Annotated in this window: 20 protein-coding genes, 1 tRNA gene and 1 other RNA gene; 16 read left to right on the top strand and 6 right to left on the bottom strand. The window is 70.8% G+C overall.

All coding sequences use genetic code 11. The annotated features are described in order from the left end of the window. Positions 1-346: 346 nt before the first annotated feature. Together ACIRQ7_RS17250 and ACIRQ7_RS17245 are read right to left on the bottom strand one after the other, a co-directional pair. Entirely contained in the window at positions 347-709 is a 363-nt protein-coding gene (locus ACIRQ7_RS17250; RefSeq protein ID WP_404263255.1) for a hypothetical protein, read from the bottom strand. 61 nt (positions 710-770) lie between these two features. After that, positions 771-1,067: a tetratricopeptide repeat protein gene (locus tag ACIRQ7_RS17245; protein ID WP_404263253.1), complete on the bottom strand. Its 297-nt coding sequence runs from the start codon at positions 1,065-1,067 to the stop codon at positions 771-773. A gap of 505 nt (positions 1,068-1,572) precedes the next feature. Between ACIRQ7_RS17245 and ACIRQ7_RS17240 the strand changes: the two genes are divergently transcribed. The 3 genes from ACIRQ7_RS17240 to ACIRQ7_RS17230 all read left to right on the top strand — a co-directional run bounded on the left by ACIRQ7_RS17240 (position 1,573) and on the right by ACIRQ7_RS17230 (position 5,774). Then, positions 1,573-2,565 (top strand): alpha/beta hydrolase, encoded by a 993-nt coding sequence (locus tag ACIRQ7_RS17240; protein WP_404263251.1) that lies wholly within the window; start codon positions 1,573-1,575, stop codon positions 2,563-2,565. A 480-nt stretch (positions 2,566-3,045) separates the two neighbouring features. Beyond that, entirely contained in the window at positions 3,046-3,186 is a 141-nt protein-coding gene (locus ACIRQ7_RS17235; RefSeq protein WP_404263250.1) for a hypothetical protein, read from the top strand. A gap of 449 nt (positions 3,187-3,635) precedes the next feature. Beyond that, positions 3,636-5,774 (top strand): ABC transporter transmembrane domain-containing protein, encoded by a 2,139-nt coding sequence (locus ACIRQ7_RS17230; RefSeq protein ID WP_404263902.1) that lies wholly within the window; start codon positions 3,636-3,638, stop codon positions 5,772-5,774. A 188-nt stretch (positions 5,775-5,962) separates the two neighbouring features. On the opposite strand, the gene ACIRQ7_RS17225 is transcribed toward ACIRQ7_RS17230, so the two are convergent. After that, complete coding sequence (locus ACIRQ7_RS17225; protein ID WP_404263249.1) at positions 5,963-6,352, bottom strand: hypothetical protein; 390 nt, start codon at positions 6,350-6,352, stop codon at positions 5,963-5,965. Positions 6,353-7,221: 869 nt separating this feature from the next. Here ACIRQ7_RS17225 and ACIRQ7_RS17220 point away from each other — a divergent pair. After that, on the top strand, positions 7,222-7,710 hold the full coding sequence (locus tag ACIRQ7_RS17220; RefSeq protein ID WP_404263247.1) for a hypothetical protein: 489 nt from the start codon (positions 7,222-7,224) through the stop codon (positions 7,708-7,710). A gap of 382 nt (positions 7,711-8,092) precedes the next feature. Here the strand turns inward: ACIRQ7_RS17220 and ACIRQ7_RS17215 are convergent. Next, positions 8,093-8,177: transfer RNA gene (locus ACIRQ7_RS17215), tRNA-Ser, on the bottom strand. A gap of 131 nt (positions 8,178-8,308) precedes the next feature. Between ACIRQ7_RS17215 and ffs the strand changes: the two genes are divergently transcribed. From ffs to ACIRQ7_RS17165, 10 genes are all read left to right on the top strand, one after another. Then, positions 8,309-8,407: signal recognition particle sRNA small type (ffs, locus tag ACIRQ7_RS17210), an RNA gene on the top strand. Positions 8,408-8,452: 45 nt separating this feature from the next. Further along, positions 8,453-11,029: a DNA polymerase III subunit gamma and tau gene (locus tag ACIRQ7_RS17205; RefSeq protein ID WP_404263245.1), complete on the top strand. Its 2,577-nt coding sequence runs from the start codon at positions 8,453-8,455 to the stop codon at positions 11,027-11,029. A gap of 300 nt (positions 11,030-11,329) precedes the next feature. Further along, positions 11,330-11,686, top strand: coding sequence for a YbaB/EbfC family nucleoid-associated protein (locus ACIRQ7_RS17200; RefSeq protein ID WP_401464969.1), 357 nt, complete (start codon positions 11,330-11,332; stop codon positions 11,684-11,686). Positions 11,687-11,761: 75 nt separating this feature from the next. After that, positions 11,762-12,361: a recombination mediator RecR gene (gene recR, locus ACIRQ7_RS17195; protein ID WP_401464972.1), complete on the top strand. Its 600-nt coding sequence runs from the start codon at positions 11,762-11,764 to the stop codon at positions 12,359-12,361. Further along, positions 12,354-13,016: a DUF5063 domain-containing protein gene (locus ACIRQ7_RS17190; protein WP_401464975.1), complete on the top strand. Its 663-nt coding sequence runs from the start codon at positions 12,354-12,356 to the stop codon at positions 13,014-13,016. The genes recR and ACIRQ7_RS17190 overlap by 8 nt, the downstream gene beginning before the upstream one ends. Before the next feature lie 386 nt (positions 13,017-13,402). Further along, complete coding sequence (locus ACIRQ7_RS17185; RefSeq protein ID WP_401464978.1) at positions 13,403-14,674, top strand: aspartate kinase; 1,272 nt, start codon at positions 13,403-13,405, stop codon at positions 14,672-14,674. Next, positions 14,671-15,810 carry an aspartate-semialdehyde dehydrogenase gene (locus ACIRQ7_RS17180; protein ID WP_404263243.1) on the top strand — a complete coding sequence of 380 codons (1,140 nt, stop codon included), beginning with the start codon at positions 14,671-14,673 and terminating at the stop codon, positions 15,808-15,810. The genes ACIRQ7_RS17185 and ACIRQ7_RS17180 overlap by 4 nt, the downstream gene beginning before the upstream one ends. A gap of 455 nt (positions 15,811-16,265) precedes the next feature. Then, complete coding sequence (locus ACIRQ7_RS17175; protein ID WP_404263241.1) at positions 16,266-16,841, top strand: SigE family RNA polymerase sigma factor; 576 nt, start codon at positions 16,266-16,268, stop codon at positions 16,839-16,841. Positions 16,842-17,185: 344 nt separating this feature from the next. Beyond that, positions 17,186-18,355: a hypothetical protein gene (locus tag ACIRQ7_RS17170; RefSeq protein WP_404263239.1), complete on the top strand. Its 1,170-nt coding sequence runs from the start codon at positions 17,186-17,188 to the stop codon at positions 18,353-18,355. Between the two features lie 235 nt (positions 18,356-18,590). Beyond that, positions 18,591-19,637: an SURF1 family protein gene (locus ACIRQ7_RS17165; protein WP_404263238.1), complete on the top strand. Its 1,047-nt coding sequence runs from the start codon at positions 18,591-18,593 to the stop codon at positions 19,635-19,637. Between the two features lie 681 nt (positions 19,638-20,318). Here the strand turns inward: ACIRQ7_RS17165 and ACIRQ7_RS17160 are convergent. Continuing rightward, on the bottom strand, positions 20,319-22,118 hold the full coding sequence (locus ACIRQ7_RS17160) for a prolyl oligopeptidase family serine peptidase (protein WP_404263900.1): 1,800 nt from the start codon (positions 22,116-22,118) through the stop codon (positions 20,319-20,321). Positions 22,119-22,351: 233 nt separating this feature from the next. Between ACIRQ7_RS17160 and ACIRQ7_RS17155 the strand changes: the two genes are divergently transcribed. Continuing rightward, positions 22,352-23,188, top strand: a complete 837-nt coding sequence (locus ACIRQ7_RS17155; protein ID WP_404263236.1) for a class I SAM-dependent methyltransferase — start codon at positions 22,352-22,354, stop codon at positions 23,186-23,188. Positions 23,189-23,520: 332 nt separating this feature from the next. Continuing rightward, positions 23,521-24,606 (top strand): hypothetical protein, encoded by a 1,086-nt coding sequence (locus ACIRQ7_RS17150; protein WP_404263235.1) that lies wholly within the window; start codon positions 23,521-23,523, stop codon positions 24,604-24,606. Between the two features lie 217 nt (positions 24,607-24,823). Here the strand turns inward: ACIRQ7_RS17150 and ACIRQ7_RS17145 are convergent, their stop codons facing one another. Then, positions 24,824-25,798, bottom strand: coding sequence for a LysR family transcriptional regulator (locus tag ACIRQ7_RS17145; RefSeq protein WP_404263233.1), 975 nt, complete (start codon positions 25,796-25,798; stop codon positions 24,824-24,826). Positions 25,799-26,319: the final 521 nt, after the last annotated feature.

Below are 26,319 nucleotides of genomic sequence, written 5' to 3'. Positions count from 1 at the left end.
GGCAGCGGATGCGCTGCGCTCGCGGCGGAGCCCGAATCACCCGTGAACGAGGTCAGCCGCGCCGGGTGGCCCGACCCTAGAACCACCCACCAAGCGGAACAAGCCTTCCGACATACGGGAATCGCACACGAAGCCCACAGGTGGCGCAACCTCACCCGCCCACCCGAAACCCCCAGCTCACGCCCTACGACCAGCACTCCACAGGTGGCGTAACTTCACCGAAACACGCGCGGGTTCCGGCCCGGCACCTCTCTGGGCCACCGGGCCGGAAGGGGGACGCGCGGAAACGGAAAACTCGGTCACCGGGCCTGCCCCGCCCCGCCACATCCCCGCACCCCCCACCCCCTCACCCGCCCGCGCACTCCTCCAGGCCCGCCAGCGCCTGGGCGCGCTCGGTGGGGTGTGCGTCGGCTCCGGGGAGGGCGAGTGCGGTGCGGAACTCTTCTCGGGCCTCGGCGACGCGGCACGCCGCGGAGTAGGTACGGCCCAGCCGGTAGCGGATGTGCATCTCCAGCCGGTCGTAGTGGGGTGCGGTGACAGGGGACAGCTTCCGGTGCTGGGAGAGGGCCTGGTGGTGGACGGCCGTGGCGGCGGTGAGGTTTCCCTCGCCGTGCTCCGCCGTGCCCAGGCGGGTGAGGGCGTGCAGGAAGACGTCCCCGGCGCGCTGCATCAGCTCGGCGGCGGGGCGGAGCAGTGCCTCCGAAGGCACGCCTCGCCGTAGCGGCCGAGTTCGAGGTGGACGTCGGCGAGGCAGACCAAGGCCCTGCTGATCACGCGGGCCGGCCGTTCGTCTCGGCGTGGGCACGGGCGGTGGTGAAGCAGGCCAGCGCGTCGTCGTGCCGTCCCTGGCCGTGGTGGACCAGGCCCAGCAGGCCGAGCCCCATCGCGACGAGCCAGTTGTCGTCGAGCGGCCGGGTCTGTTCCAGCGCCGTGGTGAGGCGGACGACCGCGCTGCCGGACCGGCCCGCATTCAGGTCGGCGGCCCCCAGCCCCACCCACGCCCGCGCCCCTTCGCGCCGGTCCGCGCGGCGCCGGGCGCGGTGCAGTGCCTCGGCTGGCCTCCCCATACGCCGTTGAGCAGCTGCTCATGGCTGACCGGCGGCCCCGGACGCAGCACCAGCGCGGCCGGCACCGCCTGCCGCCGTACCGGCCCCAGATCCAGCGGCGCCGCGTCCCGCCAGGCCGACACCGGCCCCAGCACTGCGATCCGCAGCCGCGAAGAAGACCCCCCGTCCATCCCGAAGCCCCCCGCTCCCGCGCACTCATCGAGATTTCATCGGCATTTCAGCGTCTCCCGCGATGGTTGGCATGTCACCACCGCGGACCGCTGGGACGCACGGGGAACGGCCCGGGAGGAGGGCACCGGGCGCTGCGCACAGCCTCAGCCCCCGGCACGCCGGGGCGTCGCGCCGTTCCTCCCGCCGAGGCCGATCTGCGCCCCGCGCCCGGGGAGCTTTCCTGATCGTCCGCGGCCCGCTGCCGCGGCGTGGCAGGACACAAGCAGGCACCGATGACGTACCCGGATGTGCTGCGGCAGGCGCACCGTTCGTACCACTTCCCGACCAGGAGGTCATGTTGAGCGAGCACCACTCCACCCGCAGAAGTGTCCTGAAGGCCCTCGGCGGAGTCTCCGCGGCGGTGGCCCTCGGCGGCGCGGGCACCCTTGCGACGGCGTCCGCGGCACATGCGGCCGGCGACGGCTCCGGGCTGCGCATCGTGGACCGCAAGGAGAACGACCCCCGCATGTGGTACTACCGGTTCGCGACCGACGCGATCGGCTGGGAACCGTCCGTCAACGTCCTGCTGCCCGACGACTACCACACCAGCGGACGCACCTACCCGGTCCTCTACCTCTTCCACGGCGGCGGTACCGACCAGGACTTCATGACCTGGGACCGTGCGGGCATCCGCGGCCTGACCGCCGGCAAGCCGGTCATCGTCGTGATGCCCGACGGCGGGCACGCGGGCTGGTACTCCAACCCCGTCAACTCCCACACAGGCCCCCGGAACTGGGAGACCTTCCACATCGCCCAGCTGCTCCCGTGGGTCGAGGCGAACTTCCGGACGTACGCCGAGTACGACGGCCGGGCCGTCGCCGGGTTCTCGATGGGCGGCTTCGGCGCGCTGAAGTACGCGGCCAAGTACCACGACCGCTTCGCCTCGGTGAGCGCCCATTCCGGCCCGCCCAGCCTGCGCCGCGACTTCGGCGCGGTCGCCAACTGGGCCAATGTGTCCGCCGCCGCCCTGGACCTGGCCGGCGGCACGATCTACGGCGCGCCGCTGTGGGACGAGGCCAAGGTCAGCGCCGACAACCCGATGGAACACCTCGCGAGCTACCGGAACAAGCGGGTCTTCCTGGTCGCCGGCACCAGCCCCAACCCGGTCGACCCCTTCGATCTGCTCAACGAGTCCGAAGTGCTCGCCGGACAGCGGGAGTTCCGCGCCGCCCTCAGCGACGCCGGCATTCCGCACGAGGCGCACGAGGAGACCGGCGGACACTTCATCCGCCCCGAGATGTTCACCCGTGACCTCGACGGCATCATCGACCGCCTCCGCAAGGCGTAGAGGGGGCGCGGGGGCTCAGGGGACGGGGCGATACGCGGGACGTAGGGAACGGGGGGCGTAGGGAACGGGGGGCGTAGGGACGCAGTCACACCCGCCACATGGTCGTGTGCGTGCGTGTATGCGTGTATGCGTGTATGCGCGTGTGCGTGCGTGCGGGTCAGGCTGCGAGCAGTGGTCGATGCAGGCGCCCGGCCGGGGATTCCCGGCCGGGCGCCTGTGCGTGCGTGGTCGGCCGGGAGGCCCCGCCGCACGTGCTGCCGGGGGTTTCTTGGATATGCGTGAGCTGTGCGTGGAATGTGCGTGGAATATGCGGCGGGGGAATTGTGCCGATTACTCGCCGTTTTCTGAGAAAACCTCAGACGGTATTCATTGAACCTTCAGGAGTTTCGGCACTCCCGTGGCTTTCCGGCCGGTAGTTTTTTCCTCGTCAGGTGGCGCGGGTCAGGCATTCGCGGCACACAAACAGAGCGAGGAGGCCTCATGTCCTTCACGAAGATTGTTCCGCTTCCCAAGCCCAAGAAGAAGCACCCGAAGCCCCCGAAGGGTCACGGCCACGGACACGGTCACGGCCACGGCCCCAAGCCCCCGAAGAAGCCGCTGCTGACGCACGGCCAGCGCTGACCAGGCATGACGTAAGGGCTGCCGCTCCTGGGTGACCGGGCGGTGTGAGGGCCGACGGCCGTGTGGCCGTCGGCCCTCTCCTTTGTCCGCGTACGGGTTGTCCGCTTGTGGGAATTCCCGGCGACGGCCTGCATGATCCGCCTGTGAAAACCATATGCGTGACCTTTGCCAGGGATATGAATCCGGCAAAATTGAGATGCCGGATGCCGGATGCCGGATGCCGGATGCCGGATGCCGGATGCCGGATATCGAGTGTCGGGCGTCGGATGTCGGGATATTAGCGATCGCAAGGGTTTCGCCGGGCCGGTATTCGCCGGCCACCAGCGGCATTCATTTCGTGATCCGCTCCTCATCGGGGCCGCGGCGGAAAGAGGGAGAAGCCGGTGACGGCGAAGCTGACGCGTGACGGAAGGAGCCGACGTGGCCTGCCCGAGAACGACTTCGCGACGATGCGGCTGCGGCGGATCCCGGCCGAGGCGAGCCCCGCGCCCGGGGCCGTCCACGGGCGACACCGCCGCGGCGGCAGGGCCGAGCCCCCGTACGAGCAATCCCCATACGACGAGGCTCCGTACGACGAGGCCCCATACGGCGAGCCCCCCAACGACGAACCTCCCTACAACAGACCTCCCTACGAGGAGGACGACGGCCACGGCACCCCCGCCATCCCGGCCCGCACCGCCTTCCGCCGCTTCTGGCCGCTGAGCAAGGGGCTGCGCGCCCGGCTGGCACTCGTCTGCCTCTGCGTCATCATCGCCGCGCTCGCCGAGACCGCCGCGATCCTGCTCTTCAGCGACCTCACCGACAACGCACTGCAGCGCGGTTCGCTCGACGCGTTCTGGGGGCCGGCCGCGAAGTGGCTGGGCGTGGCCGTGGTCGGCGCGGCCGTCGGATACGTCGGCAACTCCCTTGCCGTAGGGGCCTCGGAGCGGTTCGTGATGCGGCTGCGCGCCCGGGTCTTCGACCACGTGCAGCGCATGCCGCCGCACTTTTTCCAGCGGCACCGGCAGGGCGATCTGCTCTCCCGGCTCACCGGCGATGTCGAGGCCATCGAGCAGATGATCGTCTCCGGTGTGATCGGCGCGGTCTCGTCGGCGTTCAGCGCGGTCTTCTACGCCGTTGCCGCGTTCTGGCTGCGCTGGGACCTGGCGGTGGCCACCTTCGTCCTCGCGCCGCTGTTCTGGCTGGCGGCCAAGCACTTCGCCGGCAGCATCAGATCCGTCGCGCGCGACGAGCGGGTGGCCGACGGCGCGATCACCTCCGTCGTCGAGGAATCGCTCGGCAACATCGTCCTGACCCAGGCATACGGCCGGGAGGACGCCGAGCGGGCGCGGCTGGACCGGGAGGCACGCGCCTGGTTCACCGCCTCCGTCCGCGGAGCCCGGCTGAGCGAGTTGTACGAGCGGCTGGTCGAGGTCATCGAGACGGTCTGCGTGCTGAGCGTCATCGGACTGGGCGTGTGGGAGATCTCCGCCGGCCGGATGACACTCGGCCAACTGCTCGCGTTCGCCGCCTTCCTGGGCTACCTCTACCCACCGATCCGGGACCTGGGCCAGCTCGGCCTGACGGTCACCACGGCGACGGCGGGCGCCGAGCGCCTCATCGAACTGCTCGACGCGCGACCGTCGGTGGACGACCCACCGCCAGGACCGCCCCAGAATTCCCCGCCCACCCCGGCATCGGCCGACCCGTCAACCACTCGACCGCCGGCCCCGCCAGGTCCCGCGCCCACCGTGTCCGTACTCACCGGCCCCATGCGCCCTGTGCGCCCCAACCCCCGTGGCACGGTGCAGTTCCACGACGTCGGTTTCCGCTACCCCGGCGCCGAAGCCCTCGACGCGCCGGCCCTGTCCCGGATGTCGTTCACCGCCCGCCCCGGTGAGCTGCTGATCGTCACCGGGCCCAGCGGCGCGGGCAAATCCACCGTCTCCAAACTGCTGCTGCGCTTCTACGACCCGGATACCGGCACCGTGGCGCTGGACGGCGTGCCCCTGACGCACCTCCCGCTGGCCCGACTGCGGGAGCAGGTGACGCTGCTGCCGCAGGAGACCCTCATCCTGCACGACACCATCCGCGCGAACATCGCCTGCGGACGCCCCGGCGCGAGTGACGACGAGATCGCCCAGGCCGCGCGGGCCGCCGACGCGGACGCGTTCATCAGCGCACTCCCCGACGGCTACGGGACCGAGATCGACCCCCACTCGTCCCGGCTGTCCGGCGGCCAGCTCCAGCGGCTGGCCATCGCCCGCGCCATGCTGCGTGACGCCCCCGTCCTCGTCCTGGACGAGCCGACCACCGGGCTGGACGCGCTCGCCGCGCGCCGGATCGTCACACCCCTGCGCAGACTGATGCGCGGCCGCACCACCATCATGATCACGCACGACCTCAACCTCGCCCCGGACGCCGACCGCATCCTCGTCCTGGACGGCGGCCGCATCGTCGAGACCGGCCGCCACGAGGCGCTGATGTCCCGCGCGGGCGGCGCGTACTCCCGACTCCACCGCTCCCAGAACAACGCGACCATGGACACCGGAGAACTACGCCTCCCCCTGTCCGACGACGGCCGCCCACTGTTCCGCGACGAGGTGTGACTCCCCGGACACGCCCCTGAGAGCGCGCCCGCACCACGGATACGCAGACGGCGGGAGCAGTTCCGCGGTGCCCGCCGCCCCCCTGGCAGGCCCCCTGCGGGGGCGGGTCGTCGACATCAACCGGCCTGCCCCGAACCGGCCCTGGCCTCACATGGTGCCCGGTGCCCGACGCAGGGGGCCGACCGGTCTCAACGATTGTGCAGGTCGACGCACGCCTTCACGCTTGATCCCTTGAAGCGGGCGCAGAGAGCCCCGTTGGAGAAGTTCGTCCCGTAGGAGTTGTAGCTGCCCTTGATGGCGTCACCGGAGCGCTTCGCCGTGACCTTGACGCTGGCTGCGTAGGTGCTGATGTAGGCGGTGGCCTTGTGACGGCTCTTGGGCGGGTTGGTCCAGGTGGCGGTGATCGTGCCAGGGTAGGAGGAGCCGTCCGGACCCGAGATCGCGATGCAGACCTGCGGGCCACTCCAGTTGTGACTGCAGGCCGAGGCCGCGGCGTTCGCCGCAGGAGCGGCAAGGAAAGTGGCACCTGCGACCGTGCAGGCCACGGTCAGCGTGCGAAGGATGCGCGATCGGCGCATGTGGGGATACCTCTCATCGGCGGACAACACAAAGGCCGCACCACCGAGCCCCTGCGGTACGGGCCGGTCGTCACCTTATTGATCATCAGCCACGAATAGCCAACCGCCTGAACAGGGACAACGGCCGATACGTCCTGATTCTCCCGGGCGATGAGGCCAATGAATCCAAGGCCGTCCGCGCCCGCACCGCGCAGCTGCGTCGCCGGCCTCCGGTTCACCAGCCCGACACCCGCAGGCGGCTTGTGGCGACCGTTCCTGGTTGGCGCTCGTACTGCGAGCCGTGGCCATTTCGGCGAGCAGGCTGCCGTCTGGATCAATCACGGGGTCCGGCTCATCGCGGTGCACTATCAGGTCATCTGTCCCGTCAACCTGAGTGCGCGGGGCCCGCGGGCCTGACGCGGCGTTGACAGCGCTCGCTGATACCGCTGCGAGCACTGAGGAACGTTCGGGTTGGTCAGGACCGGCAATCGTGCGTGGGGCGGTTGGCGAGGCTCTCTGGGCAGAACGGCAGGGTGATCCCGCTTCATTCGTCCTTCCCGTGCCGTTCACCCTTGCCAGCGCATGCAGGGGCTGGTGTGGATATCGCCCGCCATGGCGGTGAGCCTCCCTTCGTTGGTGGAACGACAGGAGGCGAGCACATGTCCTTATTGCCTTCGGCAGACGTCTTGAGGTCGATTGAGCTGCAGGTTTCGCAGCTCCTTCGTGGACAGCTGATCTGTCCGCATGCGTCAGGGGAAAGATGTTCCGCGAGTGAGCACCTGACGCTCTCTGAGGCGAGGGAAGCAGCGGCACGCGATGCTGCTGACCGTGCACTGCGCAATGCCCTGTGGCGGTGTGTGGGGCGCGATGCCCACAGCGACGTTCCGAACTTGGCTCGCCAGAGCCAGTTGCTCGCGTTGTACTTCGTCGTCCCCTACCTGCGGAAGTCAGCCGCGAAGGTATCGAGGAGTCTCTGCGTCGACGTGGCGGATGTGAGGTCCGCCATGGTGTTCGGTGCGTTGTGCGGGCTTGCTCTGGTGGCCGACCACGACGACGTACGCAACGAGGTCGTGCGAGCCGCCAACGCCGCCGGTTGGGCAGTGGATCGGGCGGACACGGCGGAGCGCACCACGGATCCGCACATTCTCGTTGACCGAGAGGGGCGATATGGGGAGGACTACTCACCCATCCGAAAGGAATCGGACGTCCAAGTGGTCACCGAGGTGGACGCTTCGTTGCGGGAACGGATCAGCGGTGAGCGCTTGGGCGCGACCTTGCATCATCTTGGACTCGTGGACGAGTTCCTTGCCTCGGATGCGGGGCGGGCGGCCGAGGGCGAGCCCGACAAACTCTCCGGACCTCAGGAGGAAGTCGAGTGAGCCCTCGCGCACATCGGTTGTCGCAGTGGCTCTCCGAGCCGATGCCGCTACGGAAGGTGGCAGATCTCCTGGGCCTTGACGCGTCGAAGGCACCTGGGCTGGTGCGAGCCGGCCGATTCCCTTGCCGCGTCACGAAGGTGAAGGGAAAGTACGTGGCCTCTGTCACGGACGTGATCGAGGCCATGGGGGTCGAGGATCCCGTCGTGCGGCCCGGCGACCTGCTGGGCGGAGCCGAGTTCGCGAGGCGATGGGGCTGAGTTCCCCGTCCGCCGGCGGTTGCCGGTACGGGAGAAGCCGGCTGAGACGGAAAAAGAGCCACACAACGACGAAGGCCCCGGCCGGTTTCCCGGTCGGGGCCTTCGTTCAGCCCGGTGAGGCTGGGCGGAGGATACGAGATTCGAACTCGTGAGGGGTTGCCCCCAACACGCTTTCCAAGCGTGCGCCCTAGGCCACTAGGCGAATCCTCCGCCGCAAACAATACAAGACGTTGGGGAGTGCTCGCGAACATGATCCGGGGGCGGGGGTGAGCCGGGGGAGGGCGAGGGGGTCGGGCGGGGGTCGGGGTCGTTTCCGGGGTGGGGGATCCGCTACTGTGGTGCGCAGCCCCTCACGTGGCGCTATCTGACTGAACTCCCCCAGGGCCGGAAGGCAGCAAGGGTAGGTTGGCTCTGGCGGGTGCGTGGGGGGCGCTTGCGTTTGCGGGGCGGGTCGGTTGTCAGTGAGGGCCGATATCGTCGTATGCGTGTCGTCCCTTGCGCTGTACCGCCGCTACCGACCCGAGACCTTCGCCGAGGTCATCGGGCAAGAGCACGTGACCGATCCGCTGCAGCAGGCGTTGCGGAACAACCGCGTCAACCATGCGTATTTGTTCAGCGGGCCCCGTGGCTGTGGCAAGACGACCAGTGCGCGGATCCTGGCGCGCTGCCTGAACTGTGAGCAAGGTCCCACCCCGACGCCCTGCGGGGAGTGCCAGTCGTGCGTCGACCTGGCCCGCAACGGCCGGGGCTCCATCGATGTCATCGAGATCGACGCGGCCTCGCACGGTGGCGTGGACGACGCCCGTGAGCTGCGGGAGAAGGCGTTCTTCGGGCCGGCGTCCAGCCGCTACAAGATCTACATCATCGACGAGGCGCACATGGTCACCTCGGCGGGCTTCAACGCCCTGCTGAAGGTGGTGGAGGAGCCGCCGGAGCACCTGAAGTTCATCTTCGCGACGACGGAGCCCGAGAAGGTCATCGGGACGATCCGGTCGCGTACGCATCACTACCCCTTCCGGCTGGTGCCGCCCGGGACGCTGCGCGAATACCTCGCGGAGGTGTGCGGACGGGAGGCCGCGGCGGTCGAGGACGGGGTGCTGCCGCTGGTGGTGCGGGCCGGTGCCGGGTCGGTGCGTGACTCGATGTCCGTGATGGACCAGCTGCTCGCCGGTGCCGGTGAGGCCGGTGTGACATACGCCATGGCGACGGCCCTGCTCGGGTACACGGACGGGTCGCTGCTGGATTCGATCGTCGAGGCGTTCGCCTCGGGGGACGGGGCCGCGGCCTTCGAGGTCGTGGACCGGGTGATCGAAGGCGGAAACGACCCGCGGCGCTTCGTCGCCGACCTGCTGGAGCGGCTGCGGGATCTGGTGATCCTGGCCGCTGTCCCGGATGCCGGGGAGAAGGGGCTGATCGACGCCCCCGCGGATGTCGTGGAGCGGATGACGGCGCAGGCGTCCGTCTTCGGCGCCGCGGAGCTGAGCCGGGCCGCCGATCTGGTCAACACCGGTCTGACGGAAATGCGCGGCGCCACTTCGCCGCGGCTGCAGTTGGAGCTGATCTGCGCCCGGGTGATGCTGCCCGCGGCGTACGACGACGAGCGGTCGGTCCAGGCGCGGCTCGAGCGTCTGGAGCGTGGCGCGGGCGGCGCGGGACAGGGCGGCGCGGGGGCCATGGGACCGATGGCCGGTGCCGGGGGCGGTGTCGGTCCCGGTGGCCCGGTGGTTGCTTCCGGGGGCGGGCCGGCGGCCGGGTACGTGCCGGGGCCGGAGGCCCATCCGGTGGCGGCTCCGGCGGGCCCGTCCGGGCCTGCGGCAGCGCGTGCCGCGGTGCGGGGCGCGGCGGGTGCGCAGCCGACTGCGGGGCGTGAAGAGGTTTCCGGGGCGCCCGAAGGGGCGTCTGCCGGTGTTCCCGGTGTTCCCGGTGCCCCCGGTGGTGAGGGCGCGGTGGCGCCGCAGGCTGGTGGGCCCCAGGCCGGACCGCAGTCCGGAGCGCAGGGGAGCGCTCCGGGGGGAGAGCGCGGGGGTGCCGCTGCCCGGCCCGGCGCGTGGCCGGGCAGCGCGGGCGGCGCCGGTGCAGGTGCCGGTGCAGGTGCAGGTGGTGCCGGCGGCGCCGGTGCGGGTGCCGAGAGCGGGGCTTCAAGTGGTGAGGGTGCTGCTGCCCGGCCCGGCGGGTGGCCCACCGCCGCCGGTGGCGGCGCAGGAGCCGGAGCCGGCGGCGGACGTCAGCCCGGTGGCTGGCCGTCGGCCGTGGCGCCGGGGCAGGGCGGCGGGGCGCCCGCCGCGCCCGTACAACAGCAGCCGACCCAGCAGCAGCCGCAGACCCGGCAGCCGTCCCCGCCGCAGCCGCAGCAGGCCGGGGATGCGCAGGGTGCCGCGCAGGTGCGGCAGATGTGGCCGGACATCCTGGACGCGGTGAAGGGCCGCCGCCGGTTCACCTGGATTCTGCTGAGCCAGAACGCCCAGGTGTCGGGGTTCGACGGCACGACCCTGCAGATCGGCTTCCCCAACGCCGGTGCGCGCGACAGCTTCGCCAACGGCGGCAGCGAGGACGTGCTCAAGGATGTGCTCGCCGAGAAGTTCCAGGTGCAGTGGCGGGTGGAGGCGATCGTCGACCCGTCGGGCGGCACCAACCCCCCGGCCGGCGGCGCCCCCCGTAGCGGTGGTGGCGGCTACGGCGCCGGAGGCGGCGGTGGCTTCGGCGGTGGGGCGCCCGCCGCTCCGCCGCAGGGCGCGCCTGCGCCCCCGCCCCGGCAGAGCGCCCCGCCGGCGCCCGAGGACCCCGGTGGCCAGGGGCAGGGCGGAGGCGGGTCCACCGGCGGCGGGCAGGGCGCGCGGATGGCGCGGGAGGCCGTGTCCCCGTCGGCGTCGTCGGGGGGTGGCTCGGGCGCTTCCGCAGCGGAGCCCTCGTACACCCCGCCGGAGCCTCCGCCGATGTCGATCGAGTACGACATGCCGGCCGAGGACGACCCCGATCTCGTCGACTCCGCGCTCAGCGGACACGACCTGATCATGCGCGAACTGGGCGCGACGGTGGTAGAGGAGTTCAACAACAACGAGTGAGGGGGCGGGCGCGGGAGACGGGTGGGGGAGACGGGCGCGAGCGGTGAGTGAGGGGAAGGCCGCGGGGACGGCCCGTGTGCGGGGCGCGGCCCCGGCGGGCGGGCTCCGGGCGGGCCGCGGGGCAGGCGTCTCGTACGGGCTGTTTTTCGCCGTTTCGGGTGGACTGCGGGGTGTGTGAGGCGCGCCTGACGTACACCGGGCGTACATCCGTGCTCCTTCGTACGGCGTAGGGCGCGTCGCCCGTGAAACACGTAGGCTCGGGCTACCGCACAATCGTTGTCGTATGGCAGGAGTCACGTCGTGATCCCCGGTGGTCAGCCCAATATGCAGCAGCTGCTTCAGCAGGCTCAGAAGATGCAGCAGGACCTCGCGGCCGCCCAGCAGGAGCTGGCCGAGACGCCCGTCGAGGGTTCCGCGGGCGGCGGTCTGGTCAAGGCGACGGTGACCGGCTCCGGCGAGTTGCAGGGCCTGGTCATCGACCCCAAGGCGGTCGACCCGGAGGCCGGTTCGCCCGAGGAGACGGCCGAGACGATCGCCGACCTCGTCCTCGCGGCCGTACGGGACGCGAACGCCAGCGCCCAGCAGCTGCAGCAGCAGAAGCTCGGTCCGCTGGCCCAGGGTCTGGGCGGCGGCGGAATCCCCGGCCTTCCTTTCTGATCAATCCCCGGTCTCCCCTTCTGAGGAGTAGCCAACTAGCGTACGCAGCACGGCAGAAGAGAAAGAAGACGTTCCGTGTATGAAGGCGTGGTTCAGGAACTGATCGACGAATTGGGCAGACTGCCCGGCGTCGGTCCCAAGAGCGCGCAGCGGATCGCCTTCCACATTCTTCAGGCCGAGCCGACCGATGTCCGCCGGCTTGCGAACGCGCTGATGGAGGTCAAGGCGAAGGTCCGGTTCTGCAGCGTGTGCGGCAATGTCGCGCAGGAGGAGCAGTGCCGGGTCTGCCTGGACCCCAGGCGCGATCGGGCGGTCATCTGTGTCGTGGAGGAGCCCAAGGACGTCGTGGCGATCGAGCGGACGCGGGAATTCCGCGGCCGCTATCACGTCCTCGGTGGGGCGATCAGCCCGATCGAGGGCGTCGGCCCCGACGACCTGCGGATCAGGGAACTGCTGGCCAGGCTCGCGGACGGCACCGTCACCGAGCTGATCCTGGCCACCGACCCGAATCTGGAGGGCGAGGCCACGGCCACGTACCTGGCCCGCATGATCAAACCCATGGGGCTGAGAGTGACGCGACTGGCCAGCGGACTGCCGGTCGGAGGCGATCTGGAGTATGCCGACGAGGTCACGCTCGGGCGGGCCTTCGAAGGGAGGAGACTTCTCGATGTCTGATGCCACGCTGCACAACGCGACGCAGGACCCGGACGACTTCGCCGTATCGATCTCCGACTCGATCGAGAGCTTCATCGTCGCGGTCACGGAGGTCGCCAAGGGCGATGAGCCGGACAGTGCGGTGCCGTTCCTGCTGCTGGAGATCTCCCAGCTGCTGCTCACGGGCGGCCGGCTCGGCGCCCACGAGGACATCGTCCCGGACGAGCGGTACGAGCCGGACAGCGGCCCGGAGCCGGACGTCGACGAGCTGCGCGAGCGCTTCGCCGTGCTGCTCGACCCCGTGGACGTCTACTCCGAGGTCTTCGACCCGTACGTACCGCGCAGCGAGCCGGTGCCCTGCCGGATCTCCGACGACCTCGCGGACATCGTCACCGATCTGCGGCACGGCCTGGCGCACTACCGCGCCGGCCGGGTCAGCGAGGCGCTGTGGTGGTGGCAGTTCTCCTACCTCACGAACTGGGGCCCGACCGCCTCGGCCGCACTGCGCGCGCTGCAGTCGCTGGTCGCCCACGTGCGCCTCGACCAGCCGCTCGTCGAGCTGGACGGCCTGGACACCGACAGCGACGCCGACAGCAACGAGGAGCGGCTCGCCGAGGAGGCCGGCAAGGTCATGGCGGCGGAGATCGCCGGGCCGCTGGGGCTGCGCGGAGTCTGAGCGGAGAGCCGGCGCGGGGCCCGGGAGGGCGCGGTCGGCGCGGGTCCTGCGGGCGCCGCGTGGGGACTCGCGAGGCGCCTTCGCTTGTGACGTTTGTGTGTGACCTGGGTTACGTTCCTGTGTGCCCGGCCGGGGAGCGGGCATGTGCTCGCCGAGCGGGCGCGACGTGGCGCCGCGCGGATCCGCATCCGGACCCGGAGAGCACAGTGATCGTCATGGTCACAGCGATCACAGCGATCACGACGATCACAGTGTGAATTCCGTGTCTCACGATGCGATATCAGCGGGGCGGATTCCGCTTGCTCGTTAGACTGAGTCGACCGCAGTACCCCCATTTCCGGGGGTCCGGGAGGAAACTCCCGATGAGACAGTTGCGAGGAGCGCACGTGGGCCTTGTCGTGCAGAAGTACGGCGGCTCATCCGTTGCGGATGCCGAGGGCATCAAGCGCGTTGCCAAGCGAGTCGTCGAAGCCAAGAAGAACGGCAACCAGGTTGTCGTAGTGGTTTCGGCGATGGGCGACACGACGGACGAGCTGATCGATCTCGCTCAGGAAGTGTCCCCGATTCCATCGGGGCGCGAGTTCGACATGCTGCTGACCGCCGGAGAGCGGATCTCCATGGCTCTGCTGGCCATGGCGATCAAAAACCTCGGTCACGAGGCGCAGTCCTTCACCGGAAGCCAGGCCGGTGTCATCACCGACTCCGTGCACAACAAGGCACGGATCATCGATGTGACGCCCGGCCGCATCAAGACGTCCGTCGACGAGGGCAACATCGCCATCGTCGCCGGATTCCAGGGTGTGTCCCAGGACAAGAAGGACATCACCACGCTGGGGCGTGGCGGTTCGGACACCACCGCCGTCGCGCTGGCGGCTGCCCTGGACGCCGATGTCTGCGAGATCTACACCGACGTGGACGGTGTCTTCACCGCCGACCCCCGGGTCGTCAAGAAGGCCTCCAAGATCGACTGGATCTCCTTCGAGGACATGCTGGAGCTCGCCAGCTCCGGATCCAAGGTGCTGCTGCACCGTTGCGTCGAGTACGCACGCCGATACAACATCCCGATCCACGTCCGCTCCTCCTTCTCGGGGCTGAAGGGCACGTGGGTCAGTAACGAACCGCAAGGGGACCTTCCGATGGAGCAGGCAATCATCTCGGGCGTCGCACATGACACCTCCGAGGCGAAGGTCACGGTCGTCGGAGTGCCGGACAAGCCGGGCGAGGCCGCACGCATCTTCCGTGCGATCGCGGACTCCGAGGTCAACATCGACATGGTCGTGCAGAACGTGTCGGCCGCCTCGACCGGACTGACGGACATCTCCTTCACCCTCCCGAAGGCCGAGGGCCGCAAGGCCGTCGCCGCACTGGAGAAGACCCGTGCGGCAGTGGGCTTCGACTCGCTGCGCTACGACGACCAGATCGCCAAGATCTCGCTGGTCGGCGCGGGCATGAAGACCAACCCCGGCGTCACCGCGACGTTCTTCGAGGCGCTGTCGAACGCGGGCGTGAACATCGAGCTCATCTCGACCTCCGAGATCCGCATCTCGGTCGTCACCCGCGCCGATGACGTCAACGAAGCCGTGCGTGCCGTGCACACCGCCTTCGGTCTCGACACCGAGAGCGACGAGGCCGTGGTCTATGGCGGCACCGGACGATGATTCCGGCCGAGGCGGGCCGTCCGTCCCACGTGGTAACAGCGGGGGCGGACGCCCGCACGGCCCGTAAGCCGCATCTCGCCGTCGTCGGTGCCACCGGCGCCGTCGGCACGGTCCTGCTCGGCATCCTGTCCGAGCGGGCCGACATCTGGGGCGAGATCCGGCTGATCGCCTCCCCCCGTTCGGCCGGCCGCAAGCTGACCGTACGGGGCGAGGAGGTCGAGGTCGTCGCACTGAGCGAGGACGCCTTCGAGGGCGTCGATGTCGCGATGTTCGACGTACCGGACGAGATCTCCGCGCAGTGGGCGCCCGTCGCGGTGTCCAAAGGCGCGGTGGTCGTGGACAACTCGGGCGCGTTCCGGATGGACCCGGACGTGCCCCTCGTCGTGCCCGAGGTCAACGCGCACGCGGCGCGGCTGCGCCCGCGCGGCATCGTCGCCAACCCGAACTGCACGACGCTCTCGATGATCGTCGCGCTGGGCGCGCTGCACGCCGAATACGGCCTGAGCGAACTGATCGTCTCCTCGTACCAAGCGGTGTCCGGGGCGGGCAAGGCCGGTATCGACACCTTGCGCGCGCAGCTGTCGGCCGTCTCCGGTACGGAGCTGGGCACGACGCCGGGCGACGTACGGCGGGCCGTCGGCGACACCCTCGGGCCGTTCGCGGCGCCCATCGCCCTCAATGTGGTGCCCTGGGCGGGCTCACTCGAAGAGGGCGGCTGGTCCTCCGAGGAGCTGAAGGTACGCAACGAATCCCGCAAGATCCTCGGCCTGCCCGACCTGCGGGTCACCGCCACCTGCGTCCGGGTGCCGGTGATCACCACCCACTCGCTGGCCGTCCACGCACGGTTCGAGAACGAGGTCACGGTCGCCGGCGCGCACGAGATCCTGGCCGCCGCGCCCGGGGTCGTCCTCACCGACGACCCGGAGGAGGGCGAATTCCCCACGCCGTCCGACGTGGTGGGGACGGATCCCACCTGGGTGGGGCGGGTCCGGCGGTCGCTGGACGATCCGCGGTCGCTGGAGCTCTTCGTGTGCGGGGACAACCTGCGCAAGGGGGCGGCCCTGAACACCGCGCAGATCGGCGAGTTGGTGGCGGGGGAGCTGGGCGGTGGCCCGGCGGGTGGCCCGCTGCGGTGAGGCGGTGGCTTGTTGGCGGGATTGGCCGTCGCGGGCCCCGGCGCTCAGGAGATACTTTGGTGGACGTGTGAAGATCCCGTGAGCGAATTGTTGGTCCGAACCACTTGATCTGGGCTGACGATCTGTTCGACCATTCGCTCCCCGCCACACTGCAACCGGCAGTTGGGCGGGGAGCGTCTTTGTGGCCGCCCCTCATTGGCGGCCCGGGACGTCCGTGGGCCGCTCGGGGGCCCTCGGGTATCGGGGCGAATGCGTCGGGATAAATGGGGCATCGGGGAAGAGCTGGTACGCATGAGGGCATTTAATGCGCCGTCCAAGACGGCGCCTTACGCGTACAACCCTTATGGGGGGAAGCGTGTCCAACAAGCGTGGCAGAGGCATTCGGTTTCACCATCGCCCCAGGGGGCGCAGCAGGCGCAACAGTGCGCCCGCACCGCTCCCTTGCGTCAGGCGGCATGCCAGTGATCGCCCCCTGGCCCACGACGCGTCCCGCGCAGATTCCTTCTCAGCGTGGGGACACTGACGACGCGATGGCAGCGGGCACCACAGTCGACCATCTGACCGAGACCTATCGCGCGCACTACCGCTCACTCCTCGGGCTCGCCGCGCTGCTCCTCGACGACACCGCCTCCTGCGAGGACGTCGTCCAGGAGGCGTTCATCCGCGTGCACTCCGCGCGCGGACGGGTGCGCGAACCCGAAAAGACCCTCGCCTACCTACGGCAGACCGTCGTCAACCTCTCGCGCTCCGCGCTGCGCCGCCGCATCCTCGGACTGAAGCTGCTCTCCAAGCCGATGCCCGACATGGCGAGCGCCGAGGAGGGCGCGTACGACCTCCTGGAGCGCGACCAGCTGATCCAGGCGATGCGCGGACTGCAGCGCCGGCAGCGCGAAGTGCTGGTGCTGCGCTACTTCGCCGACATGACCGAGGCGCAGGTGGCCGAAACGCTCGGCATATCGCTGGGCTCGGTCAAGGCGTACGGGTCGCGTGGCATCGCGGCGCTGCGCGTCGCGATGGAGGCTCCGGCATGAGCGGGAGCGGAAGCGGGCGCGGTGCCGGAGTGGGGCGCGGGGCCGGGCGCGGTGGTGGCAGCGGCGGGGAGTTCGGTTCTTACGGGGCGCACGGATCGCACCGGTCCCATGGGGCCTACGGGTTGCACGGGGCGTACGAGGCGCAGGGATCCGGCGGGTCGTACGGTTCGGGCGGGTCGGGGTCGGGCGGGCCCGGTCCCCGCAGGCCGTTCGGGCTGTACCTGGTGCGTGAGGCCCAGGAGCCCGGGACCGGTTCCGGCGGAGCACCGCGTGACGAGACGCGCGGGGCGACGGACGCCGGGCAGACCGGACAGCGGCCGGAGTCCGGCCGCCTCCCGGGTGGCGTGAACGACAGGCACGACACCGCCGACCCGGGCAACGACGGGGCGATCCGCGGCGCAGGCGATTTGGGGCGTATCCACGGCACAGGCGATCCTGGTGATCCCGGCGGTCCCGCCGGCATGGGCGGTCCCGACGGCATCGGCGAACTCGGCGGCGAGGCGGAACTGAGGCAGCTCCTGCAGTCCCGCGTCAGCGACCTCGAACCCGCGCCGGACGCACTGGAACAACTGCGCCGCGCGGTACCGGCCCGCCGCCGGCGCCGCCGCCATGTCGTCGTGGGCGCGGCCGCCGCGCTGCTGCTCGGCGGCACGTCGATCCCCGCGATGGTCCACGTCGCGAACCTCAACGACGGCGGTGACGACCGGCCCGCCAACGCCGCCAGCAGCCAGAGAGCCCACGGCGGTACGCAGGGCACACACGGTGAGGGCACCGAGAGCGCCGGACCGCAGCCCACCGGCAAGGACGGCGCACACCCCGGCCAGGACACGCCGGCCGGCAAGGGCGAGGCACGCGGGCAGGACGGCGCCGGGCAGGACGCGGGCGCCGGCTCGCCCGGCCCGGACGCGACGATGGATGTCACCTCGCCGGTCTGCGGGCGCGAACAGCTCGGGCAAGGTGTCGGCTCGGTCGGCCGGCCGGACTCCGAGGGGCGGGTCTACGGCGCGTTCCGGGTGGTCAACACGTCCGCCGCCGCCTGCTCCGTCGAGGGCGGCGGCACCGTCGGACTGACCGCGCAGGGCACCACCCACGCCGACCGGATCCATGTCGTCGACCACACCTCGGGCGATGAGGCCACCGGCCTGCCCGATCCGGCCACCACCCCTGACCAGCTGGTTCTGAAACCGGGCCAGGCATACGAGGTCAAGTTCGCCTGGATCCCCGACAGCGACGGCGGCCCCACGGGATGCGTCAAGCCGGGCCCCTCGACCTCGCCCGAGCCCCCCAAGGACCCGGCCAACTCCGCGGACGCGGGCGCGGGCGCGGGTGACGGCGGTGGCCAGGCGGGCGGTGACGGCGGCGCGGGCGACGGCGGTGGGGGATCCGGGGGCGGGTCCGGTGCCGTCGTGCTCAGCCACACGCCGGAGGCCGGCGAGCCCACGGTCGCGGATACCAAGATCACGGATGCGTGCGCCGGAACGGTGTACCGCACCGAGGCGCTGTCGGCCGGATAGGCGCGTCGGACGCGCGGGCGCGTTGTGCGGGGGGCGACCGTGCCGGCGGGGCGGGCGGACGTGCGGGCGGGGCGGGCGGACGTGCGGGCGGGCGGACGTGCGGGCGCGTCCGGCCGACCGGCGGTGTCGTGCCACGGACGGCGCGTACAGGGCGACAGCCCAGGTCCCCACGGCCGGGGCCGCACCGTGGAGGGGGCGGTGCGGCCCCGCCGTTCGGGCCCCGTACCGTGGTGGGGTGTACCGGTTCCTGCTGACCCCGCGGTGGTGGGGGATCAACGTGTTCGCCGTACTGGCGATTCCCTTCTGCATTTTCATGGGCAGTTGGCAACTGAGCCGCTTCGAGGACCGCGTCGACACCCACCATCAGCAAGAGGACCGCTCCGCCGACGCCAAGGTCGCGGCCGCCCGCCCCCTGGACAGCCTGCTGCCCGTCGACACGGTCTCCTCCGGCCGCCAGGCCACCGCCCGCGGCCACTACGACACCCGCCACCAACTGCTCGTACCGGACCGCACGTTGAACGCCGAGCAAGGCGGAGAGCAGGGCGGAAAGCCGGGCGGACAGCCGGGCTTCTACGTCCTGACGCTGCTGCGGACGGACCACGGCAAGGCCCTGCCCGTCGTACGCGGCTGGCTGCCCGGCGACGCGGACACCAAGGCCGACGCGGCAAAGGTGCCGGCGCCGCCGAAGGGCGAGGTAACGGTCACCGGGGCGCTGCAGGCCTCCGAGAACCAGGGCACCAACGGAGTACAGGCCGAAGGCGGACTGCCGCGCGGACAGCTCGGCATGATCAGCGCGGCATCGCTGGTGAACATCGTGCCGTACCCGGTCCACGACGCCTGGATCACGCTCACCGACGCCCAGGCACCGCTGCGCGCCGTCCCCCCGGCAGCCGCCGAAGGCAGCGGGCTGGACCTGAAGGCCTTCCAGAACCTCGGCTACACCGGCGAATGGTTCGTCTTCGCCGGCTTCGTCGTCTTCATGTGGTTCCGCCTCTTCCGCCGCGAGGCCGAAGCCGCCAAGGACGCGGCACTGGGACTGGAGCCGCTGGACTCGCTGGGGACGGCGAACACGCTGGGGGCGCCGAACACGCTGGGGACGGCGGAGGCGGTGGAGGCGGTGGAGGCGGTGCAGGCCGTGGACGCGGCGGAGACCGCAGGGACGGTGGCGGAGGGGGACGCCGTGGAAGGGGACGCGGCTGTGAGGGATGCGGCTGAGGAGGGTGCGGCTGAGGGGGATGTGGCTGGGGCCGAGGCCCGGCCGGGGGCCACGTCGCGGGGCTGAGCAGGCCTGGGGCCACGTTGCGCGGCTGAGCAGGCCTGGGGCCACGTTGCGCGGCTGAGCAAGCCTAGGGGCTCAGAAGCGTCGGGGCCCGATCCGCGGCTCCGGTGGGCTCCCCCCCCGCCCCCTCCCCACCCCACCCCCATCTCGCCGAACGACGTCTGAAGCCGCCACGAGGACCGGCAAGCGTGAACCGGCGCCCCCGGACCGGCGCCCCCGGACCCGCGCACCTGGACCGGCGAACCCGGTCCGGCGCACCCACGACCTGCGCACCCGGCCCCCGCGGACCTGGACCCGCGAACCCGGTCCGGCGCACCCGGTCCGGCGAACCCGGACCCGCGAACCCGGACCCCCCGCACCCGGACCCGCGCACCCGGACCCGGCCCGCCCCGCCCAACGGCTCCGGCCCCGCCCGCGCTCGGCCCAGCCGCCTCGCTCAGCGCCGCGCCTCAGCTCCCCTCAGACGACGCGGCCCGCCCCCCCGGCACTCCTCTCATACCTCACGCTCAGCCCCAGGCAGCAGCTGTCGCCCGCCATATCGGTCCCTCGGGCCTCACGCTCACACCTAGGCCGCAGCTGTCGCCCGCCCTATCCGTCCCTCGGGCCTGCCTCGCGTCCACGCCCAGGCCGCAGCGGTCACCCGTCACACCTGTCCCTCCCACCTCACCCCTCAGACCTCACCCCTCACGCGTCATCCCTCGCGTCTGCCTTCACGTACCGCTGGGCGAAGTCGAGTTCCAGGCGGACCTGCTTGATGCGCTCCTCCACGACGAGCGAGCCGTGTCCGGCGTCGTAGCGGTAGACCTCGTGCGGGTGGCTGCGCTGTTCCAGGCGCTGGACGTAGTTCTCCACCTGCTGGATCGGGCAGCGCGGGTCATTGACGCCGGCGGAGATGTAGACCGGCGCCCGCACTGCGTCCACATACGTCAGCGGTGACGAGGCCTCGAAGCGCTCCGGGACCTCTTCCGGTGTGCCGCCGAGCAGCGTCCGGTCCATGGCCTTCAGGGCTTCCATCTCGTCGTTGTACGCCGTGACATAGTCCGCGACCGGGACCGCGGCAAGACCCACCGCCCACGCCTCCGGCTGCATGCCGAGTCCGAGCAGGGTCAGGTAGCCGCCCCATGAGCCGCCCGCCAGCACCAGCCGCTCCGGGTCGGCCAGCCCGGAGGAGACCGCCCACTCGCGTACCGCGGCGATGTCCTCCAGCTCGATCAGCCCGACACGGTGCTTGAGCGCGTCCGTCCAGGCGCGTCCATAGCCGGTCGAACCGCGGTAGTTGACGCGGACGACGGCGAAGCCGTGGTCCACCCATGCGGCCGGCGACGAGGCGAAGGCATCGCTGTCGTGCCACGTCGGGCCGCCGTGGATGTCGAAGACCGTCGGGAAGGGGCCCTTGCCCGCCGGCTGCTGCACCAGCGCATGGACGGTGCCGCCGGGGCCCTCCACCCAGGTGTCCGTGACCGGCACCGAACCGGGCGCCTTCATCCCCGGCGGGTCCAGCACGACCTTGCCGCTCGTCGAGCGCACCTCCGGCGGCTGTGCCGCCGACGACCAGAGGAATTCCACCGTCCCGTCGGGCCGGGCCGTGGCACCCGAGACCGAGCCCGCCGGGGTGTCGACCCGGGTCAGTCGCTCGGGGTCCTGCCCCGGCTCGCTGAGGTCATAGCGCCACAGCTCGCTCCGGGCCTGGTACTCGTGCTCCACCAGCAGCGCCGAGCCGTCCGGATACCAGTCCGCGCCCACATCGCCCGGCAGGTCGATCGCCAGGGGCGTTTCCGTCCCCGCCAGCGGATCCCAGATCATCGGCTCCCAGCGGCCCCGCCGCTGATGTCCCACCAGCAGCCGGGCGTCACCGTCCACCGGCGCGAAGCCCATCACCGACAGACCCAGCTCCTCGGTCCCGCCGTGGGTGTCGTCCAGCTCGGCGACCGTCGAACCGTCCGCCCGCACGACGCGGATGGCGGAGTGCATCGCGTCACCGTGCTCGGTGTGCTCGATGGCGATCAGCGAACCGTCGTGCGACAGATCGCCGACGCCCGCCGACTCACGGTGCCGGTAGATCTCGGCCGGCGCCTCCCCGGGCCGGATGACGTGCACGGTCGAGCCCTCGTCGTCCGTGGAGCGCCCGATGACGGCGCTCCCGTCCCTGCCGATCGCCAGCCCGCCCGGATACGAGGCCGCCAGCCCCGGGGCGGCCGGCTCATCGGTGCCGCCCGCGAAGGGCTGCCGCATCCACACACCGAACTCGTCCCCGTCGGTGTCCGAGAACCACCAGATCCACTCGCCGTCCGGCGACAGCGTCCCGTCCGTCGTGCCGTTCGGCCGGTCCGTCGCCTGCCGCTGCCCGCCCGTCGCGCGGTCCCAGGCGTACAGCTCGAAGGTGCCGGTGGCGTTCGAGACGAACAGGGAGTGGTCCGGGGCGTCCTCGGCCCATTCCGGCAGCCCGATCCGCGGCGCGCGGAACCGCTTCTCCCAGTCCGGCATGTCCGCCCCGGAGCCGCCCGGACCCGCCGCCGGGCCGCTGGGCGCGCTCCCGCCCGTCTCGCCGGTCCGGCCGGACGGGGCCGCGGCACCGGCGGCGGGGTCGGCGGAGCGGGGCGGGTGATTCGGGTCGGCGGGGCGGTCGGCGGCTGTGGTCTCGTCAGTCATGGGCCCATTCTGCGCCCGGCCGGAAAATTACGTTGGCGAGGCCGTCAGCCTGTGGATAACTTCGTCGTATGCGAGCTCACACCGGCCCCGCCGATTGGCGTGAGGCCAACCGTCTGAGGTGGGACGAACGCGTCGCCATCCACACCACGAGCGACTATTACGACCAGGACGGATTCCGCCGCGGCAAGGACGCCATCCGCGACTTCGAGACCGCGGAGGTCGGCGATGTCACCGGCCGGACCCTCCTCCACCTCCAGTGCCACTTCGGGCAGGACACCCTCTCCTGGCTGCATCGCGGTGCGTCCCGGGTCGTCGGCCTGGACTTCTCCGCGCCGGCTGTCGAGGCCGCACGCGATCTGGCCGCCGAACTCGGTTACGGCCCGGACCGCGCGTCCTTCGTCGCCGCCGATGTCTACGACGCCGCAGAGGCCGTTCCCGACACCTCGTACGACGTCGTCTACACCGGCATCGGCGCCCTGAACTGGCTCCCCGACCTGGTCCGCTGGGCGCAGGCAGCCGCCTCGCTCATCACCCCGGGCGGCTTCCTCTACCTCGCCGAATTCCACCCGCTGTGCGACGCGCTGGACGATGAGACCGGCTCGCGCGTCACCCACGATTACTTCAGCCGCGAGGCCTGGGTGGAGGAAACCCCCGGCACCTACACGGACTTCGCGGCACCGACCGTCAACAACCGCAGCGTCGAATGGCAGCACCCGATCAGCGACGTCATCAGCGCCCTCGCCGGCGCCGGGCTGCGCATCGACTTCCTGCACGAACACGACATGACCGTGTTCCGGCGGTTCACCGCGCTGCGCCTCCACGACGACGGCTACTACCGCCTCCCCGAGGACCGCCCCCGCATCCCCCTCATGTACTCGCTGAAGGCGACCCGGCCCGGCCGGTGACCGCGCGCCGGGCCCTCACCCACAGCCGGCGATCAACGGCCGTTGGCGGCTTCCCGCCGGAGCCCGGGGTGGTGCCGCCCGCCCCGGCGGGGCCGGTTACTCTGTCGCACCGGTTCGGCCACGAGGCCCGACCGGAAGCCTCGACCAGTGGCAGGACACCCCGTATCCCGTCTCCCGTTCTCCGTACCCCGCACCCAGTACGCGGGTTGCGACGTCCGCGCGTCTGAGCGCCCGAGTGCCCCAGCACTCGGGGCGCTCGGTGCGCTCGGGCACGCGGGGCACCCGGGCAGGGGGCTCCGCGCGCCCGGGTCAACGAAAACAACGGGGAAATCATGCGCGTACAGAGACGCCTGGCCGCTGCCGTGAGTGCGAGTGCGCTCGTACTGCTGGCCACAGGATGCAGCGGTACATTCGCCAACGAGAAGGCGACGACCGCGGACAAGCCCGCGCCCGCCGCGCTCGCCAAGCCGCTGTCGATGGTGTCCACGCCCAAGTCCGCCGTCTGGACCGACACCGGCGAAGCCAAGCACCAGCTGCGGATCGCACCCACGCGGCTGGCCCGTGGCGCGGAGTCGGACATGGCGCACATCCAGCTGGACGACGACCTCAAGGGAATGGTGCCGTACTACCTCACCTTCTCCTTCACCAACACCGGCAAGGAGACGATGAGCGACGCGGATCCGACGCGGAACCTCTCGGTCAACACGGTGGACGGCCAGGCCGGCCACGGGGTCTCGCTGTTCCAGAGCAACCCGCTGGCCACCGGCTCGGGGCTGCCGGCCGAGTGCCGCGAAGCCGGCAAGGCCAAGCTTGCCGCCGGGGACACGACGGCGATCTGCCAGATCTTCATGCTGCCGAAGGGCCAGCAGCCGGCGACCGTCTCGTACAGGGACGACGGCAGTGACACGCTCATCTGGCAGGTCGACGGGGCCAAGGCCGGCGGCACCGGGGTGCTGCCCGCGGACAAGGCCGCCGACGCCCCCACCCGGGACAGCACCAGCCATGCCGTCACGGTGCACATCACGCCGAAGAGCGTGCGGCCCGGTTCCGTGGCGGACCTGAGCCACTTCGACCTGGACGCGGACGAGAAGAAGCTGACCCCGTACTACGTGACGATGGAGTACCGGAACACCGGCAAGTACGACCTGCTCCCCGACCTGAACGAGAACGTGCTCGTGCGGACCGCCGGCGGGCAGGAGTCGAAGCGGATGATCCTCCTCAACATCGGTGGCCCCGGGGTCAGCCAGTGCCCCGACGCCGTCCCGAACGACATGCTGAAGCCGGGCGCCAAGGTCACCTCCTGCTCCATCCACATGATCGCCAAGGGCGACCGGCCCGCCTCCGTCGTCTTCCAGGGCAAGGGCAGCTCCCAGCCGGTCATCTGGAGCGCGACGGCCGCAGCGGACGGCGAGAAGTAGAAAGAGAAGGAGCAGGAGAAAGAGGAGGAGAAGGAGAAAGAGGAGGAGAGGCGGGGCCGGGGTGCGGTAGCCGTCCCCCCCCCCGCAGGGGGCCCGCGTGCCAACGGGCCCACGGCCGGCGGTGGAAGGGCTGCCGTCGGCCGGGGCGTCTGCGGGTTCCGTCACGGGCCGTCAGGGGCTCGTCAGGGGCGGGGTGTGCGTCCGGTGTCCCGGGGAGCTACGTGACGGTTCTCGTGGTGGCCGGGGGGTGTTCCGGGCCAGGGGCGGCGTCCGTCGGGGGGCTCTGGTCGCGCAGGCGGCGGCAGACGTCCTCCAGGGCGACGATGGAGGGATTTCCGTGGTCCGACACCGGCCAGACGACGCCGAACGTGCACGGCGCGAGGTCGTCCACGGGGAGGTAGCGCACATCCGGGCGGGGGTAGAGCTCCGCGGCGGCGGCGGGGAGGAAGGCGATCGCCCCGTCGAACGAGACGGCGGACAGCAGTGATTCGACCCGGCTGACGTGGTGGTCCGTGTAGCGGACGGGGGACCCGTCGGGCCGGGGGTCGATGGCCCAGAACTCGCGCCCGGCGAGGGAGACCTCCGGCGTCAGTCCGGCCACGGCATGATCGGCGAGCTCCGCGAGCTGCACCGAGGACCGCTGGGCGAGCGGGTCCGAGGCGGAGATGCACACCACGCGTGGCTCCGTGGTCAGCGGCTGGACGTGGAACCCTTCGGGAACGGGCAGATAGACGAAAGCGGCGTCGATCTGCCCCGCCGCCAGGGCGGTTGCCTGCTCGACGAGGTCCACCACCCGGAAGTCCAGTTCGAGGCCCGGGTACAGGGTCGTCAGGGCGGCGATCACCCGTCGCGTCGACGCCAGCGCGGCGGCGCAGTCGGTCAGGCCCAGCCGGAGCGTCTGCCCGTCCTTGCCGGCGAAGGAGGAACGCGCCGCGTCACGCAGCTCGTCCGTCGCGCCCACCGCGTTCTTCACCAGAGGCAGCAGTGCGTGGCCCATGGGCGTCACCTCCACCCGGCGGCTCGTCCGCGTGAACAGCTTGACGCCCAGCCGGTGTTCGAGGTTGCGGATCTGCTGGCTGAGCGCGGGTTGGGTGAGGTAGAGCCGCGCCGCGGCACGGCCGAAGTGCAACTCTTCGGCCAACGTCAGGAGTGAGCGCAGTTGATGAACCGTTGGATCATCAACACCAACCATCGCCGGTGCCTCCCATCGATCAATCGATCGTGCCCGTCATCCATCACGCATATCTATCGATGCATTATTGCGCGGACCATTATGCACAGGAGAGGGTGACATCACTTCGGCGTGCTTGCGGGGGCTCTGACGCTGAGCGACGGTGGTGGCTGAAATTGATCTGTCGCCACATAAACTCTGTCCCGCCCCTCCCGCCATGCGGAAGCGCTCTCCAACACGATCAGCCGGAAGTGGCTGCCGGAGTCAAGTGCAGGGGGAAATGTTGCAGCAGCAACCCAGGGACGATGGTGCGGTATTGGCCGCTTCCCCCGATCGCCACGACTGCGGCATAGGGCCAACCGGGCAGTAACCGATCGCAAAACCACTTGGAAGGCCCTCGTGCACGGCTGCGCGCTGCCCGTGAACCGGGCGGGCGCGGTTTCGGTGGCGCCTGCACAGGCGCGCCTGAAATGCCGTCCAAGTCGGCCCCGCATGGGCAAGAAAGACCTGGTTATACAGGAAACATTCATGCATCATGGAGG

It is taken from the genome of Streptomyces sp. NPDC101393 (assembly GCF_044767385.1).
Lineage (GTDB): Bacteria > Actinomycetota > Actinomycetes > Streptomycetales > Streptomycetaceae > Streptomyces.
Note: the sequence above shows the minus strand (reverse complement) of the source record. Positions and strands in the feature narration are given on the sequence as shown.